The 13,720-nt window shown below is 59.6% G+C and carries 15 protein-coding genes; 10 read left to right on the top strand and 5 right to left on the bottom strand.

Annotation, left to right across the window (positions count from 1 at the left end):
• Nucleotides 1–13: 13 nt before the first annotated feature.
• Nucleotides 14–1,048, bottom strand: a complete 1,035-nt coding sequence (locus tag RCH09_RS10905; RefSeq protein ID WP_326941116.1) for an NADP-dependent oxidoreductase — start codon at nt 1,046–1,048, stop codon at nt 14–16.
• Nucleotides 1,049–1,369: 321 nt separating this feature from the next.
• Here RCH09_RS10905 and RCH09_RS10900 point away from each other — a divergent pair, with 321 nt between their 5' ends.
• Complete coding sequence (locus RCH09_RS10900) at nt 1,370–1,930, top strand: bactofilin family protein (protein ID WP_326941115.1); 561 nt, start codon at nt 1,370–1,372, stop codon at nt 1,928–1,930.
• 205 nt (nt 1,931–2,135) lie between these two features.
• The gene (gene purU, locus RCH09_RS10895) at nt 2,136–3,005 is read left to right on the top strand and encodes a formyltetrahydrofolate deformylase (RefSeq protein ID WP_326941179.1); all 870 of its coding nucleotides are present in this window, start codon (nt 2,136–2,138) and stop codon (nt 3,003–3,005) included.
• Nucleotides 3,006–3,025: 20 nt separating this feature from the next.
• On the opposite strand, the gene RCH09_RS10890 is transcribed toward purU, so the two are convergent.
• The 4 genes from RCH09_RS10890 to yjgA form a co-directional block, all read right to left on the bottom strand.
• Nucleotides 3,026–3,418 carry a hypothetical protein gene (locus tag RCH09_RS10890; RefSeq protein WP_326941114.1) on the bottom strand — a complete coding sequence of 131 codons (393 nt, stop codon included), beginning with the start codon at nt 3,416–3,418 and terminating at the stop codon, nt 3,026–3,028.
• 204 nt (nt 3,419–3,622) lie between these two features.
• Entirely contained in the window at nt 3,623–4,300 is a 678-nt protein-coding gene (locus tag RCH09_RS10885; RefSeq protein WP_326941113.1) for an alpha/beta hydrolase, read from the bottom strand.
• Between the two features lie 33 nt (nt 4,301–4,333).
• Nucleotides 4,334–4,954 (bottom strand): molybdopterin adenylyltransferase, encoded by a 621-nt coding sequence (gene mog, locus RCH09_RS10880; protein ID WP_326941112.1) that lies wholly within the window; start codon nt 4,952–4,954, stop codon nt 4,334–4,336.
• Nucleotides 4,935–5,519, bottom strand: a complete 585-nt coding sequence (gene yjgA, locus RCH09_RS10875) for a ribosome biogenesis factor YjgA (protein WP_326941111.1) — start codon at nt 5,517–5,519, stop codon at nt 4,935–4,937. The genes mog and yjgA overlap by 20 nt, the downstream gene beginning before the upstream one ends.
• An 81-nt stretch (nt 5,520–5,600) precedes the next feature.
• Between yjgA and pmbA the strand changes: the two genes are divergently transcribed.
• The 8 genes from pmbA to RCH09_RS10835 all read left to right on the top strand — a co-directional run bounded on the left by pmbA (nt 5,601) and on the right by RCH09_RS10835 (nt 13,717).
• The gene (gene pmbA / locus RCH09_RS10870; RefSeq protein WP_326941110.1) at nt 5,601–6,965 is read left to right on the top strand and encodes a metalloprotease PmbA; all 1,365 of its coding nucleotides are present in this window, start codon (nt 5,601–5,603) and stop codon (nt 6,963–6,965) included.
• A gap of 431 nt (nt 6,966–7,396) precedes the next feature.
• Nucleotides 7,397–7,741 (top strand): HesB/IscA family protein, encoded by a 345-nt coding sequence (locus RCH09_RS10865; RefSeq protein WP_326941109.1) that lies wholly within the window; start codon nt 7,397–7,399, stop codon nt 7,739–7,741.
• Nucleotides 7,742–7,856: 115 nt separating this feature from the next.
• Nucleotides 7,857–9,293: a Fe-S cluster assembly protein SufB gene (sufB, locus tag RCH09_RS10860; protein ID WP_326941108.1), complete on the top strand. Its 1,437-nt coding sequence runs from the start codon at nt 7,857–7,859 to the stop codon at nt 9,291–9,293.
• Nucleotides 9,290–10,096 (top strand): Fe-S cluster assembly ATPase SufC, encoded by an 807-nt coding sequence (gene sufC, locus RCH09_RS10855; RefSeq protein ID WP_326941107.1) that lies wholly within the window; start codon nt 9,290–9,292, stop codon nt 10,094–10,096. Before sufB ends, sufC begins: the two co-directional genes overlap by 4 nt.
• Nucleotides 10,093–11,397: a Fe-S cluster assembly protein SufD gene (sufD, locus tag RCH09_RS10850; protein ID WP_326941106.1), complete on the top strand. Its 1,305-nt coding sequence runs from the start codon at nt 10,093–10,095 to the stop codon at nt 11,395–11,397. Before sufC ends, sufD begins: the two co-directional genes overlap by 4 nt.
• Nucleotides 11,394–12,638: a cysteine desulfurase gene (locus RCH09_RS10845; RefSeq protein WP_326941105.1), complete on the top strand. Its 1,245-nt coding sequence runs from the start codon at nt 11,394–11,396 to the stop codon at nt 12,636–12,638. Before sufD ends, RCH09_RS10845 begins: the two co-directional genes overlap by 4 nt.
• Complete coding sequence (sufU, locus tag RCH09_RS10840; RefSeq protein ID WP_326941104.1) at nt 12,638–13,123, top strand: Fe-S cluster assembly sulfur transfer protein SufU; 486 nt, start codon at nt 12,638–12,640, stop codon at nt 13,121–13,123. Before RCH09_RS10845 ends, sufU begins: the two co-directional genes overlap by 1 nt.
• A gap of 33 nt (nt 13,124–13,156) precedes the next feature.
• A complete protein-coding gene (locus tag RCH09_RS10835) occupies nt 13,157–13,717 on the top strand; it encodes a NifU family protein (protein ID WP_326941103.1) in 561 nt (186 codons plus the stop codon).
• The last annotated feature ends 3 nt before the right edge of the window (nt 13,718–13,720 follow it).

The following is a 13,720-nucleotide window of genomic DNA, read 5'->3' as shown; positions in this document are numbered from 1 at the left end:
CCCGCCAGGCGTATCAGGCTTCCGGCGCGACCTGCAGCACCAGTTTGCCGAAGTTGCCGCCTTCGAACAGCATCAGCAACGCCTCCGGGAATTTCTCCAGGCCGACGACGATATCCTCGCGCGTCTTGAAGGTTCCCTCCTGCATCCACTTGCTCATGGCGTCGACGCCTTTGTGATAGCGGTCGGCGTAGTCGAACACGACGATCCCTTCCATGCGGGCCCGATTGACGAGAAGCGACAGATAGTTGGCGGGACCCTTCACTGGCGTCGTGTTGTTGTACTGCGAGATCGCGCCGCAGATAACGATCCGGGCCTTCTGGTTGATGCGGGTCAGCACGGTGTCGAGAATCTCACCGCCGACGTTATCGAAATACACATCCACGCCTTTTGGACAGTGCTCCTTGAGCCCGTCCCGCACCGAACCGCTCTTGTAGTCGATACACGCATCGAAGCCGAGTTCATTGACGACGAAGTCGCATTTTTCCTTGCCGCCGGCAATCCCGACCACGCGGCAGCCCATGTGTTTGGCGACCTGTCCGACCGTTTGTCCGACCGCGCCGGCGGCGCCGGATACCACCACGGTTTCGCCCGCCTTGGGCTGGCCCACTTCGAGCAGGCCGAAGTAGGCGGTCATGCCGGGCATGCCGAGTGCGTTCAGGTATTTTGGCAGCGGCGCCAGCTTCGGATCGACCTTGTACAGGGCAGCGGTCTTGTCGTCGGCGGCGCCGGTCCAATAGCGCTGCACGCCGAGCCCGCCGGAAACGAAATCACCGACGGCAAATTTGGCTGACTTCGAGGCAATCACCTGGCCGATCCCGCCAGCCCGCATGACTTCATCAATCGCAACGGGCCGGATATACGATTTCGCGTCGTTCATCCAGCCGCGCATGGCCGGATCAAGCGACAGGTACAGCGTTTGCACCAGCACTTCACCGTCGGCCAGATCGCGCACCGGTTCGGTGGTGAAATGCCAGTCGGTGGCTTTGGGCAGACCCACTGGCCGCGCGGCCAGGCGGAATTGCTGGTTCATCATTGTGCTGGTGGTCATTTGGGTCTCCGGGACAGAAATAAGTGCGAGGACTATAGCGTAATCTGGAACGATCGTGCTTTTTTACTGAAATGTAACAATCTCGGAACTTTTTGATGTAACACAAGCCCAATTTGCGGGCCGGCCTATGGGGCGGCTTGTGCCCAGACTTGTGCACAGAATCACCGTCGTTATCGCTCGTCAAACAGGCCAAATGCATCCTTCGCATCATCCAGTAGTTATCAATACACAGCGGCGAACCGCCTGCGTGTGCGATGGTTTGTCGGCGCGGCCTGTGTTCCTCCATTTTTCTTGACTCATCACGCACTTACAGGAGATACCATGCTTCGATCCGAAACGCTGTTTGGGAAACGCGAAACCAACACACCCAATTCACCGTTTAGCACGGGCAGTAATCTGTCTGGCAACAACACTGGCATTTCCAAGACCTCCGGCCCGGGCAGTACCGCATCGGCCGGCACGTCGCCAGCGTCGCCGAATCCTGCGCCGGCCAGTCCCAACAGCGCATCCAGCACCAATGAAGGTGGCAGCAAATTGATCGTCGGCCCGAACATCAAGCTCAAGGGCGTCGAAATTACCGACTGCGACACACTGGTCGTCGAAGGACGGGTCGAGGCAACCATGGATTCACGCGTGATCCAGATTGCGCAGAGCGGTGCGTTCAAGGGTTCGGCCGAAATCGACATCGCTGAAATCCGCGGCGAATTCGATGGCGAACTGATCGTGCGACAAAAGCTGGTGATTTATTCCACCGGCAAGGTGTCCGGCAAGATCCGTTATGGCAAGGTCGTCATCGAAGAAGGCGGACAGTTGTCGGGTGATGTCCAGGTCGGTGGCGTTGATGCGGCCCGACCACTTGCCGTGGCGAAGTCGGTGGTCTGACACCGCAATACCCACCCGGCAGACCCGCGCGCACATGCTGCGGGTCAGGCCGTTGATCGGCGGTCCTTCGGGCCGTCGAGTGGTTCGTCCGTGAGGCGTCGCCGCACGATCCTTGCCGTGTGCGAATAGCTGTCCAGGAATGCTGGCGGGGCCGTCGCGCCATGCGACAATGAAGCCCGTTTCTCCAACATCCTGCGCTCCGACCATGACTCATCCGGAATATATCCTGACGCTTTCCTGCCTTGATCAACGTGGCATTGTTCATCGTGTTTCCGGCTTTCTGGTCGAGCATGGCTGCAATATCATTGACTCGGCACAGTTCGGCGATGACCAGTCGCAGTTGTTTTTCATGCGGGTACATTTTTCAGCGGACGATCCGTCGGTTAGCGAAACTGCGCTGCGTGCAAATTTCGACGCGCTGGCGGCCAGCATGCAAATGACCGCACAGCTCAATGACGCCCGCAAGAAGCCGAAAATGATGCTGATGGTGTCGAAGATCGGTCACTGCCTCAACGATCTGTTGTTTCGCTACCGCAGTGGCTTGCTGCCGGTGGAGATTCCGGCGATCGTCTCGAACCACATGGATTTTTATCAGCTGGCTGCCAGCTATAACATTCCGTTCCACTACCTGCCTTTGGCTGCCGGCGCTTCGGATGCTGACAAAACTCGACAGGAGCAAAAGCTGCTGGAACTCGTCAGCCTGCACGACATTGACCTCGTGGTACTGGCGCGTTACATGCAGATTCTGTCACCGGCCGTGTGCGAGGCGTTCCGCGGCAAGGCCATCAATATCCACCATTCGTTCCTGCCCAGCTTCAAGGGCGCCAAGCCCTATGCGCAGGCGCATGTACGCGGCGTCAAATTGATCGGCGCGACCGCCCATTTCGTCACCGGCGATCTGGATGAGGGTCCGATCATCGAGCAGGATGTCGAGCGGGTGGATCATGCGATGGGGCCGGAGACGCTGACAGCGATCGGCCGTGACGTGGAATGCGTTGTTCTTGCGCGCGCGGTGAAATGGTTTATCGAACACCGGATCTTGCTCAATGGCGGAAAAACCGTCGTTTTTCGATAACGACGGCTTTCCAGGGCAACTTATTCGACAGTGTTGTCGCCGCCGAACGAAGCCATATCCCCGAAACCGCCTCCGAATCGGTATGGATTACCTCCAATACCGTAGCCGCCACCCCCACTACCGGAGTCGCCACCCGAACTACCGTAGCCGCCACCCGAGCCATTTGAGAGCATTCCGAACAGCATGGATAGCAGTTGCATGATCATATTCATCATCGAGCCCATGTCGCTACTGCTTTTGTCGCCGAATGAACCAGACCCTTGAGAGGGGTTTCCACCCCACTGTCCTTGATCGGGCTGACCAAACCGCCAATCACTTTGAGCCTGGGTTGCCCCATAGCTCAGTCCGCCGCTACCGTAGCTACTTCCCGCATAGTTCCGGTAATCCATGTTGTTGTATGTGCTATTAATCATTTTTTCACCTTATCGGTTGGATGACTGAATGCGACGCGAACTGCGTCATTTCAGGGTGCGAAATGAAGGCGGTCCGGTTCCATGTCCGGCAGAATCAGGGTGGGCAGAGGAGCGCGAGTGCCGCTGGATCGCTGGGGCACACTGACAAACAATCGGGGCGGCGTACTGGAAGAGGCGTCTTGTGAGGCCTTTCCGTTACCCGGATCAGGTAGAACGCAGCAATGTCCTGAACCAGTTGCCGATATCGTCGACTTCCTGCGGGCAAACGGAATGCTGCATCGGGTAGTCGTGCCACTCCACGGCATAGCCCAACGCGATGAGCAAATCGCGCGACTGCTCCGCCCGAGCGAACGGAATCACTGGATCGCCACGCCCATGGGCAAGGAAGATCGGTGTGGCCTGGTTGGCCGGATGACGCTCGCTGGCGAGGTGCGTATGCAACGGGACGTAGCCTGACAGGCACAGCAGCCCCGCCAGCGTTTCCGGATAGCGCAAGCCGGTTTGCAACGCCATGGCACAGCCTTGTGAAAAGCCGGCGAGGATGGTGCGATTGGCTGGGATGCCGAGCGATTTCTGGCGATTGATCAGCTGCTCCACGGCGAATTGCGACTTGCGCAACCCGGCCTCGTCTTCACGCTTGACCAGATCGGTACCGAGAATGTCGTACCAGGCCCGCATCACATAACCGTTGTTGATCGTCACCGGCATGGTCGGCGCGTGGGGAAAGATGAACCGAATCGGCGGACACCCCATCAATTCGAGTTCCTTCACGATCGGCACGAAGTCATTGCCGTCGGCGCCAAGGCCATGCATCCAGATCACGGCCACGGTCGGATTCGGGCCGGTTTCGATTTCGATACTGTCGAGCGGAAAGTGGGTCATGGCGAGTTGAGTAGTCAGTGAGGCAGTGCAGGTTCAGGCGGGCGGGTTGCGCAGCGCGGATTTTGGCCGGAATACCTTGCATACCGCCGCATCGGTCTCGACGTAGGGTCCGCCGATCAGATCGATGCAATACGGGACGGCGCTGAAGATGCCCGGCACCAGTTGCTTGCCGTCGGCGTCTTTCAGGCCCTCAAGCGTTTCGCGAATGGATTTGGGCTGTCCCGGCAGGTTCAGGATCAGTGCCGCATGCGCCGGCGTCTCGCGAATCACCGCGACCTGGCGCGACAGGATCGCGGTTGGGACGAAGTGCAAGCTGATCTGTCGCATCTGCTCGCCGAAGCCGGGCATGACCTTGGTGCCGATGGCCAGCGTCGCCTCGGGCGTGACGTCGCGTCGCGCCGGGCCGGTGCCGCCGGTGGTGAGGATCAGGTCGCAGCGATGCACGTCGGCCAGTTCGATCAAGGCCGCTTCGATGGCGGCCTGGTCGTCGGCAATCAGACGGGTTTCCATCTGCCACGGGCTGGTCAGGGCGCGGCCGAGCCAGTCGCGCAAAGCGGGTAGGCCCTGATCTTCGTAGACGCCGGTTGCGGCGCGATCGGAAATCGAAACCAGTCCGATCCGCAGCGATGCGGGATCAGTCTTCGTCGTCGGCATCGTCGTCGCTTGCAGCAGGGGTGTTTTTGGCCTGGACCTGCTTGAGAATCTGAAACAGCTCGCGATAGGCCTTCGGTGGTTTGTTCTCGGCCTGCTCCTTGCGGGCGTTGCGAATCAGGCCGCGCAGATGCTGGGCATCGAGTTCGGGATTCTGCGACAGCAGGTCGGTCAGGACTTTTTCATCGGTGAGCAGCTTGTCGCGCCGACGTTCCAGCGCATGCATCGCATTGGTGTCGGCTTTGGACAGGCCACGCCAGCTATCGAGCGTGCGCTGGATGGCAGCGAGTTCTTCTTCGTTGAGGGTGCGCATTTTCTTGCCAACGTATTGCAGTTGGCGGCGGCGGCCTTCGTGGTCCTTGATCAGCTGGCATTCGAGGATGGCTTCGCGCACATCCTCCGGCATCGGCACGCGCTTGACGCGGTCGCGCGCTTCGGCGACCAGTTCGGCGCCCAGTTTTTGCAGCGCGGTCATGTCGCGCTTGAGCTGGGATTTGGAAGGGCGGTCGTATTCCTGCTCAAATTCGGTGGATTGAAAGCCGCAGTTTCCGCGATTGGGATTAGGCATGATGAAATGTTAAGGCAGTAAGCCATTCTGTAAACGACTGCTATGATAACCGCTTTAATGTCTCGACCCAGAAAACAGCCCATGAGCAATACCGTGTTTAGCTACAGCCCGGATCAGATGAAACAGCTGGCACAGGACGTGTTGCGCTACGCCCGGGAACGCGGGGCCTCCGATGCCGCCGTCGAAATCAATGAGGGGTTTGGCCTCGGTGTGACGGTCCGCAAAGGCAAGGTCGAGACCATCGAGCAGAATAAGGACAAGGGCATTGGCGTCACGGTGTATCTGGGCGGCGAGCGCCAGACCCGGCGCGGCAACGCCGACACGTCGGATTTTTCCCAGCAAGCCCTGAAGGAAACGGTCGAGGCCGCCTGGAACATCGCCCGCTTCACCGCCGAGGATGACTGCGCCGGCTTGCCCGATCCGGACATGTTCGAGAAGAATCCGCTGGATCTGAAGCTGCACTATCCGTGGCACATCAGCGCGGAACAGGCAGTCGCCATCGCACAACGCTGCGAAGCCGCCGCATTCGCGGTCGATCCGCGCGTGACCAACAGCGAAGGCGCCAGCGTGTATGCGCAGGAATCGCATTTCATCGCCGCCAATTCGCGCGACTTCATGGGCGGCTACGCCTTTTCACGGCATTCGATTTCGGTGTCGCCGATTGCCGGTCGCGGCGCAAAGATGCAGCGCGATGACTGGTACACCACGTCGCGTGATCCCCGCAAACTGTCAAAACCCGAAGCAGTGGGCCGCTATGCGGCTGAGCGTGCGCTGGCACGCCTGAACGCACGCAGCCTGGGCACCCGCAAGTGCGCCGTGCTGTTCGAAGCGCCGCTGGCAGCCGGGCTGGTCGGCACGTTTGTGCAGGCGGTATCGGGCGTGTCGTTGTACCGCAAGTCGAGTTTCCTGCTTGATTCGCTGGGCACGCAGGCGCTGTCAAACCACATCCAGATCGTCGAAGATCCGCATGTGATCGGAGCCGTTGGTTCGGCGCCGTTCGATGACGAAGGATGCCGCACGTTCCGCCGCGAAGTGGTTCGCGACGGGATTGTGCAGGGCTATTTCCTGTCGACCTATTCGGCCCGCAAGCTGGGCATGAAGAGCACCGGTAACGCCGGCGGTTCGCACAACCTGACCTTGACCTCGACGCTGACAGCGCCAACCGATAATTTCAAGGCCATGCTGAAGAAGCTCCACACCGGTTTGCTGGTGACCGAGCTGATGGGCGAGGGGACCAATTACGTCACCGGCGATTATTCGCGCGGTGCCTCGGGTTTCTGGGTCGAAAATGGCGTGATTCAATATCCGGTGGAAGAAATCACGATCGCCGGCAACATGAAAGAGATGTTGCTGCAAATCGTCGCGGTCGGTGCCGATACGCTGCGGCGCGGTACCAAGCAGACCGGCTCGATCCTGATCGAGAGCATGACGGTGGCCGGCACCTGATTCTTGTTACTCGCCAGGGGCTTGCTCGCCGCAAGCGCCTGGCGAGGCCGCCGTTCGTGGCGAGGCGCCTGTTACGCAACAGCGGGTTCCATCGCGAACCCGCCCGTCAAGAGCGGCAGCCTTCCGTTTGGCAGGCCTTGGCGCAGTCGATGACCCGCGCCTGAGCAGTCTTCGGATTTTATTTTCCTTGGTGGATTCCCACCAATTCCCATCAACGCATTCCTGGGTCCTGTGAGACCGCGTGCGCCTGCGCCATGCGGCCACGGCGCGTATGGGCAATCGTTTTCCGGTCCTGATGGCAGTCGTCCAGGTCACCCTTGACGGTCGATACCCACTACGACCACAAGGTTGAGTATTTTACTCAAGTATTGTAGGATGAATTCCCGACTGAATTAGTCAGGTATTGCAGATGACCCCAAAGGCAAATCACGATGGCGATTTCATTTTCAGAACATGCAGCAAAAAAAATCAGCGCCCAGATTGAAAAAAATCGCAAAGGCTTCGGTATCCGGCTAGGCGTCAGGAAAGTCGGTTGTTCCGGCTTTGCCTACACCCTTGACTATGTCGACGCAGCCCAGGACGGCGACCTGCTATTTGAGTCGGGGAATATCAACGTAGTGGTTGATCCCGTTAGCCTGCCAATGATCGACGGTTCTCATGTCGACTTCGTCAAGCAGGGCTTCAACGAAACATTGAAAGTCACGAACCCGAATGCCGAGAGCGAGTGCGGTTGTGGCGAGAGTTTCAACCTGAAAGGAAAAAGCATGGCTGTCTGAAGCGTGACCGAACAGCAGTAAAGGCCATTGCAGGAAATCTTCTTCCTGACGCGGTTCTGTCGGGGCAGTGCAGGATTTTGCTCCCGACCCAAGAAAATGGCGAGGGTTATCACCCATGAGTGCAGTAATTCAACAACTGGTCAACCGACCTTATCCACACGGATTTGTCTCCGATATTGAATCGGACGTGGCGCCCCAGGGGCTGAGCGAAGACACGATCCGCTTGATCTCAGCAAAGAAAAAAGAGCCTGCCTGGCTGCTCACCTTCCGTCTGGAGGCCTACCGGAAATGGCTCACGATGACCGAGCCGCACTGGCAGAGTTGTCACCATCCGAACATCGACTTCCAGTCCATCAGTTATTACTCGGCGCCGAAGTCCAAACCGAGGCTCAACAGCATCGACGAAGTCGATCCGGAGTTGCTGCGCACCTTCGAAAAGCTCGGCGTCCCGCTGCATGAACGCATGGCGCTGGCGGGTGTGGCGGTTGACGTAATTTTCGACAGTGTGTCCGTGGCGACGACCTACAAGCACAAACTGGCGGAGGCCGGCGTGATCTTTTGTTCCATGTCCGAAGCGGTGCTGGAATTTCCTGATCTGGTCAAAAAATACCTGGGCTCGGTGGTGCCGAGCGGCGACAATTTTTATGCCGCGCTCAATTCCGCGGTCTTTACCGATGGCTCGTTTTGCTACATCCCGAAGGGCGTCAAATGCCCGATGGACCTGTCGACATATTTTCGTATCAATACCGAAGAGTCGGGGCAGTTGGAACGCACACTGATCGTTGCCGAAGAGGGTGCCTCCGTGGTCTATCTCGAAGGCTGCACCGCGCCCGCATTCAGCAGTAACCAGCTGCATGCAGCGGTGGTCGAACTGGTGGCGCTTGACCATGCCGACATCAAGTATTCGACCGTACAAAACTGGTATGCCGGTGATGAAAACGGCGTCGGCGGCATCTACAATTTTGTGACCAAGCGCGGTCTGGCGAAGGGCGTGGGTTCCCGGATTTCCTGGACCCAGGTCGAAACCGGAGCGGCGATCACCTGGAAGTATCCGTCGGTCGTCCTGCAAGGCGACAACTCGGTCGGTGAGTTTTATTCGGTAGCCGTGACCAACAACTACCAGCAGGCGGACACCGGCACCAAGATGGTCCATATCGGAAAAAACACGCGCAGCACGATCGTCAGCAAGGGGATTTCCGCCGGCAAATCCAGCAACAGTTATCGCGGCCTGGTCAGGATCACGCCTGGCGCCACCGGCGCACGCAACTATTCCCAATGCGACTCAATGCTGATCGGCGAGGAATGCAGTGCAAATACGTTTCCGTACATCCAGGTGCGCAATCCTTCGGCGCAGGTCGAGCATGAAGCCTCGACCTCGAAGATCGGGGAAGACCAGCTGTTCTATTTTTCACAGCGTGGTATCGATGCAGAGGCTGCGGTATCGATGATCATCAACGGTTTTTGCAAGGATGTATTTCAACAATTACCCCTGGAGTTCGCAGTCGAGGCAACCAACCTGCTGAGCTTCAAACTGGAAGGGAGCATCGGATGACACATCAGACGAGAAGCAGCGACAGCAAGATACTGCTGGAGGTGCGCAGCCTGTGCGCCAGCGTGAACGGTACGCCGATCCTGAAGGATCTCGACTTCACGGTGCGCAGTGCCGAAGTGCACGCGATCATGGGGCAAAACGGTTCCGGCAAGAGCACCTTTGCCAAGGTGCTGGCAGGGCATCCCGCGTATGAGGTCACCGGCGGATCGGTCCTGTTCATGGGACAGGATCTGTTTGCGCTCAAGCCCGAACAACGGGCGCGGGCCGGGCTGTTCCTGGCGTTCCAGTATCCGATCGAAGTACCGGGAGTGATCAACAGCCAGTTCCTGCGCCTGACCTACAACACGGTGCAAAAGGAACGCGGCAATGACGAACTTGATCCGCTGGAGTTCGACGATTTCGTGCGCGAAAAAATGCAGTTGCTGGAGATGAGTCCTGACTTCCTGGATCGCAGTGTCAACGAGGGCTTTTCCGGCGGCGAAAAAAAGCGCAACGAGATCCTGCAAATGGCGCTGCTCGAACCGCGCCTGGCGATCCTCGACGAGACCGACTCCGGCCTCGATATCGATGCCTTGCGTATCGTCGCCCACGGCGTCAACCAGCTTTCGACGCGCGATAACGCGATCGTCATGGTCACGCATTATCAACGCCTGCTTAACTACATCGTGCCGGATTTCGTGCATGTGATGGACGCCGGCCGCATCATCAAGACTGGTGGAAAAGAGCTGGCGCTCGAACTCGAGGAGCGTGGCTACGAGTGGGTCAGCGACGCTTACGAAGCTGCGCAAAAGGTGGTTGCATGAACGCCACTGCCATCCTGGCGCGGGATCGGGCCGCCGACGCCGGCGTCGGCGCGCAGTCATGGCTGGATGCCCTGCGCGCACGGGCGAGCCGGCGCGTTGCCGTCCTGGACAAGCCAACTACGCGTGACGAAGAATGGCGCTTTACCGACCTGTCGCCGTTTGCAACGACGACGTTTGCGCCAGCAATGGGCGCAAGCCCGCTACAGCTTGAGGACATCGCCGGACTTTCTGTCGAGGAAGCGCATACGCGGCTGGTGTTCGTCGATGGCATCCATGCACCACGGCTATCGGTCGTGCCGCCAGAACACGGTATCGTCGTCGCTGACCTGCCGACCGCACGAGCGCATCACGTGCACGCGATCGAGACGCATCTCGGCCGCCATGCCAGCATCGACGATGCGTATTTTGCCGCACAGAATACGGCCGCCCTCGATGACGCCGCCGTCGTCATTGTCCAGCGCGATTGCGCCATTGCCGCACCCATCCATTTGCTGTTCATCGCCACCCGGAAGGATGTTGTCAGCCACCCGCGCTGCCTGATCGTGGCGGAACCTGGCAGCAGTGTTACCGTGGTCGAGGATTACGTCGTGCTGTACCCGCCGGGCGTGCAGGAAGAAGTGCATTTCACGAATACGGTGACCGAAATCGCGCTGGGCGATTCTGCGCAGGTCAATCACGTCCGCCTGCAGCGCGAAGGCAATCTGGCCCTGCACATCGGTCTGTGCGCGGTGTCGCTCGGACATGCCAGTCATTTCGCATCGGTCAGCATCGCACTGGGCGCGCAGATTTCGCGTGTCGACCTGGATGTCGTCCACGCCGGCGAAGGCGCGACCTGCACGCTCGACGGACTGGCGATGATCGCAGGCCGGCAACTGGCAGACACGCACACGTTCGTCGATCACGCCAGGCCGCACGGCACCAGTCGCCAGCTGCATAAATGTATCGCCGGTGGAAGTGCCCATGCGGTGTTCAACGGCAAGGTGATGGTGCGGCCCGGCGCGCGAAAAATCGATGCGCGCCAGTCCAATCGCAATTTGCTGTTGTCCGGCAAGGCGCACATCGACACCAAGCCGCAACTTGAAATTTTCGCCTCCGATGTCAAGTGCACGCACGGCGCGACGGTCGGCCAGCTTGATCCCGACGAAGTGTTTTACCTGCAAAGTCGCGGCCTGAGCGATGTCGCAGCGCGCAAACTGCTGACCTACGCATTCGGCGCCGAGATCATCGAACGCATCCCGGTCGCGTCCGTGAAGCGGCGACTTGCACACCAGTTGCTCGAACAGACGGGTCGCCAGCCATGAACCATGACCGCACCGGCTTCGATGCCCTCGATGTGGCGCGCATTCGTGCGGATTTCCCGATCCTTGCCTTGCAGGTGAACCAGCATGCGCTGGTCTATCTCGACAACGCGGCATCCAGCCAGATGCCACAGCAGGTGATCGACCGTCTTGTGCGGTACCAGACGACGCAGCACGCCAACATCAATCGCGCCGTGCACACGCTGTCCGGCATCGCGACCAATGAATACGAAGCGGCGCGGCGCACCCTGCAACAATTCATCCACGCGCGCGAAGACCGTGAAGTGATTTTTACCAGCGGCACCACCGATGCGATCAACCTTGTCATGCACGGCTACGGCCGCAAGTTCATCGGCCCCGGCGACGAGATCATCCTGACCACGCTGGAGCACCATGCCAACATCGTGCCATGGCAAATGCTGGCCGAAGAAAAGGGCGCGATCATTCGTGTCGCGCCGATCAATGATGCTGGCGAAGTGCTGATGGAGGCGTACCAGGGCCTGTTCAATGCGCGCACCAGATTCGTCGGCCTCACGCACGTCTCGAATGCACTCGGCACCGTCAATCCGGTGAAGCAGATGATTGCGACCGCGCATGAACATGGCGTGCCGGTGCTAGTCGATGGCGCGCAGGCTGCGCCGCACATGGCGATCGATGTGCAGGATCTCGATTGCGATTTCTATGCCTTCTCGGGGCACAAATTATGCGGGCCGACCGGCATTGGCATCCTGTATGGCAAGGCTGCGCTGCTGGAGCGGATGCAGCCCTTCAAGGGTGGCGGCGACATGATCCTGTCGGTGACATTCGACAAAACCACCTACAACACCATTCCGCACAAGTTCGAGGCCGGCACGCCACCAATTGCCGCAGCCATTGGCCTGGCGGCTGCGGTCGATTACCTGTCCGGCATTGGCATGCAGGCGATCAGCCGGCAGGAACAGTCACTGCTCGAGTACGCCACCGGCCGGTTGCAGCAACTGCAGGGCGTGCGCATCATCGGCACCGCTGCGCACAAGGCGGCGGTGCTGTCGTTCGTCATCGATGGCGTGCATCCGCACGACATCGGTACCTTGCTCAACGAGGAGGGCATTGCGGTGCGCACCGGCCATCATTGCGCGCAGCCGGTGATGCAGCGGCTGGGCCTGCCGGCCACTTCACGCGCCTCGTTCGCGTTCTATAACACCATGGCAGAAGTCGATGCCCTGACTGCCGGCATACGGGCCGTGCAGAAAGTATTTTTGTAATGACCGATCCCAGAGCGCTCTACCAGGAAGTGATCCTCGATCACAATCGCAAGCCGCGCAATTTCGGCGTGGTCGAGCACGCCACGCATCACGCGGCGGGACACAATCCGCTGTGCGGCGACCATATCGAAGTCAGCCTTGCGATGCAGGGCGAGACGATCGACCAGATCGCGTTCGAGGGTGCCGCCTGTGCGATCTGCAAATCCTCGGCATCGATGATGACTGTGGCAGTCAAGGGCAAGTCCCAGGCTGATGCCGAGACGCTCGTGCGTGAATTCGTCGCCATGACCACCGGCAAGCTCGACATGCATAGCGAGCATCACCTCGGCCGGTTGAAGGTGTTCGCCGGCATCGCCGCGCTGCCGGTCCGGGTCAAATGCGCAGTCCTGCCCTGGCACACCTTGCATGCTGCGTTCCATGCCATCGGCAGCCTGTCGACCGAAGCCGAGCACGACCCGGTGCACGCGATGATTGGCGACGCGTGATGGCGCCCGACCATTTTTTTGCAGGAGGCAAACATGCCAAAGATTGCTGAAATCGACGACACGCCGAATCCGAACGCCGTCAAGTTTACGCTGCATGAACCCTTGAGCTGGGGTATTGCGCATTCGTACGAAAGCGCGGAGCAGGCCGTGAATGACCCGCTGGCGACCGCCCTGTTCGCGCTCGACCATGTCACCAATGTGTTTTATACCGACCGCTGGCTGACCGTGACTCAGGATGGCGCGGCCGACTGGCCGGCGCTGGTGCGCCAGATTGCAGTACCGCTGCGCGCCGCGCCTGCCGCCGCGGCCCAGTCTGCACAAAGGGTGACTGCCGCCCGCCTTGCCGTGCATGACATGAGCGAGCAGGAGCAGGTCCGCTTTGCCCGCATCAACGACTTGCTGGACCAGCATATTCGTCCGGCATTGCAGGCCGATGGCGGCGACCTGCATGTGCTGGGACTGGCGGGCGACACGCTGAGCATTCACTACCAGGGCGCATGCGGCACCTGCCCGAGCTCCATCGGCGGCACGCTCGCCAGCATCGAAAACCTGCTGCGCTCGATCGAGCCGGAACTTGCCGTGGAGGCTGTGTAATGT

Source organism: Actimicrobium sp. GrIS 1.19, assembly GCF_035984655.1.
Taxonomy (GTDB): domain Bacteria; phylum Pseudomonadota; class Gammaproteobacteria; order Burkholderiales; family Burkholderiaceae_D; genus Actimicrobium.
This window is presented reverse-complemented; position numbering and strand designations above follow the sequence as displayed.

What these genes read in the sequence shown, in the direction of transcription:
- RCH09_RS10905 (WP_326941116.1), bottom strand. Translation starts at nt 1,048, where the DNA reads ATGACCACCAGCACAATGATGAACCAGCAATTCCGCCTGGCCGCGCGG.
- RCH09_RS10900 (WP_326941115.1), top strand. Translation starts at nt 1,370, where the DNA reads ATGCTTCGATCCGAAACGCTGTTTGGGAAACGCGAAACCAACACACCC.
- purU (WP_326941179.1), top strand. Translation starts at nt 2,136, where the DNA reads ATGACTCATCCGGAATATATCCTGACGCTTTCCTGCCTTGATCAACGT.
- RCH09_RS10890 (WP_326941114.1), bottom strand. Translation starts at nt 3,418, where the DNA reads ATGATTAATAGCACATACAACAACATGGATTACCGGAACTATGCGGGA.
- RCH09_RS10885 (WP_326941113.1), bottom strand. Translation starts at nt 4,300, where the DNA reads ATGACCCACTTTCCGCTCGACAGTATCGAAATCGAAACCGGCCCGAAT.
- mog (WP_326941112.1), bottom strand. Translation starts at nt 4,954, where the DNA reads ATGCCGACGACGAAGACTGATCCCGCATCGCTGCGGATCGGACTGGTT.
- yjgA (WP_326941111.1), bottom strand. Translation starts at nt 5,519, where the DNA reads ATGCCTAATCCCAATCGCGGAAACTGCGGCTTTCAATCCACCGAATTT.
- pmbA (WP_326941110.1), top strand. Translation starts at nt 5,601, where the DNA reads ATGAGCAATACCGTGTTTAGCTACAGCCCGGATCAGATGAAACAGCTG.
- RCH09_RS10865 (WP_326941109.1), top strand. Translation starts at nt 7,397, where the DNA reads ATGGCGATTTCATTTTCAGAACATGCAGCAAAAAAAATCAGCGCCCAG.
- sufB (WP_326941108.1), top strand. Translation starts at nt 7,857, where the DNA reads ATGAGTGCAGTAATTCAACAACTGGTCAACCGACCTTATCCACACGGA.
- sufC (WP_326941107.1), top strand. Translation starts at nt 9,290, where the DNA reads ATGACACATCAGACGAGAAGCAGCGACAGCAAGATACTGCTGGAGGTG.
- sufD (WP_326941106.1), top strand. Translation starts at nt 10,093, where the DNA reads ATGAACGCCACTGCCATCCTGGCGCGGGATCGGGCCGCCGACGCCGGC.
- RCH09_RS10845 (WP_326941105.1), top strand. Translation starts at nt 11,394, where the DNA reads ATGAACCATGACCGCACCGGCTTCGATGCCCTCGATGTGGCGCGCATT.
- sufU (WP_326941104.1), top strand. Translation starts at nt 12,638, where the DNA reads ATGACCGATCCCAGAGCGCTCTACCAGGAAGTGATCCTCGATCACAAT.
- RCH09_RS10835 (WP_326941103.1), top strand. Translation starts at nt 13,157, where the DNA reads ATGCCAAAGATTGCTGAAATCGACGACACGCCGAATCCGAACGCCGTC.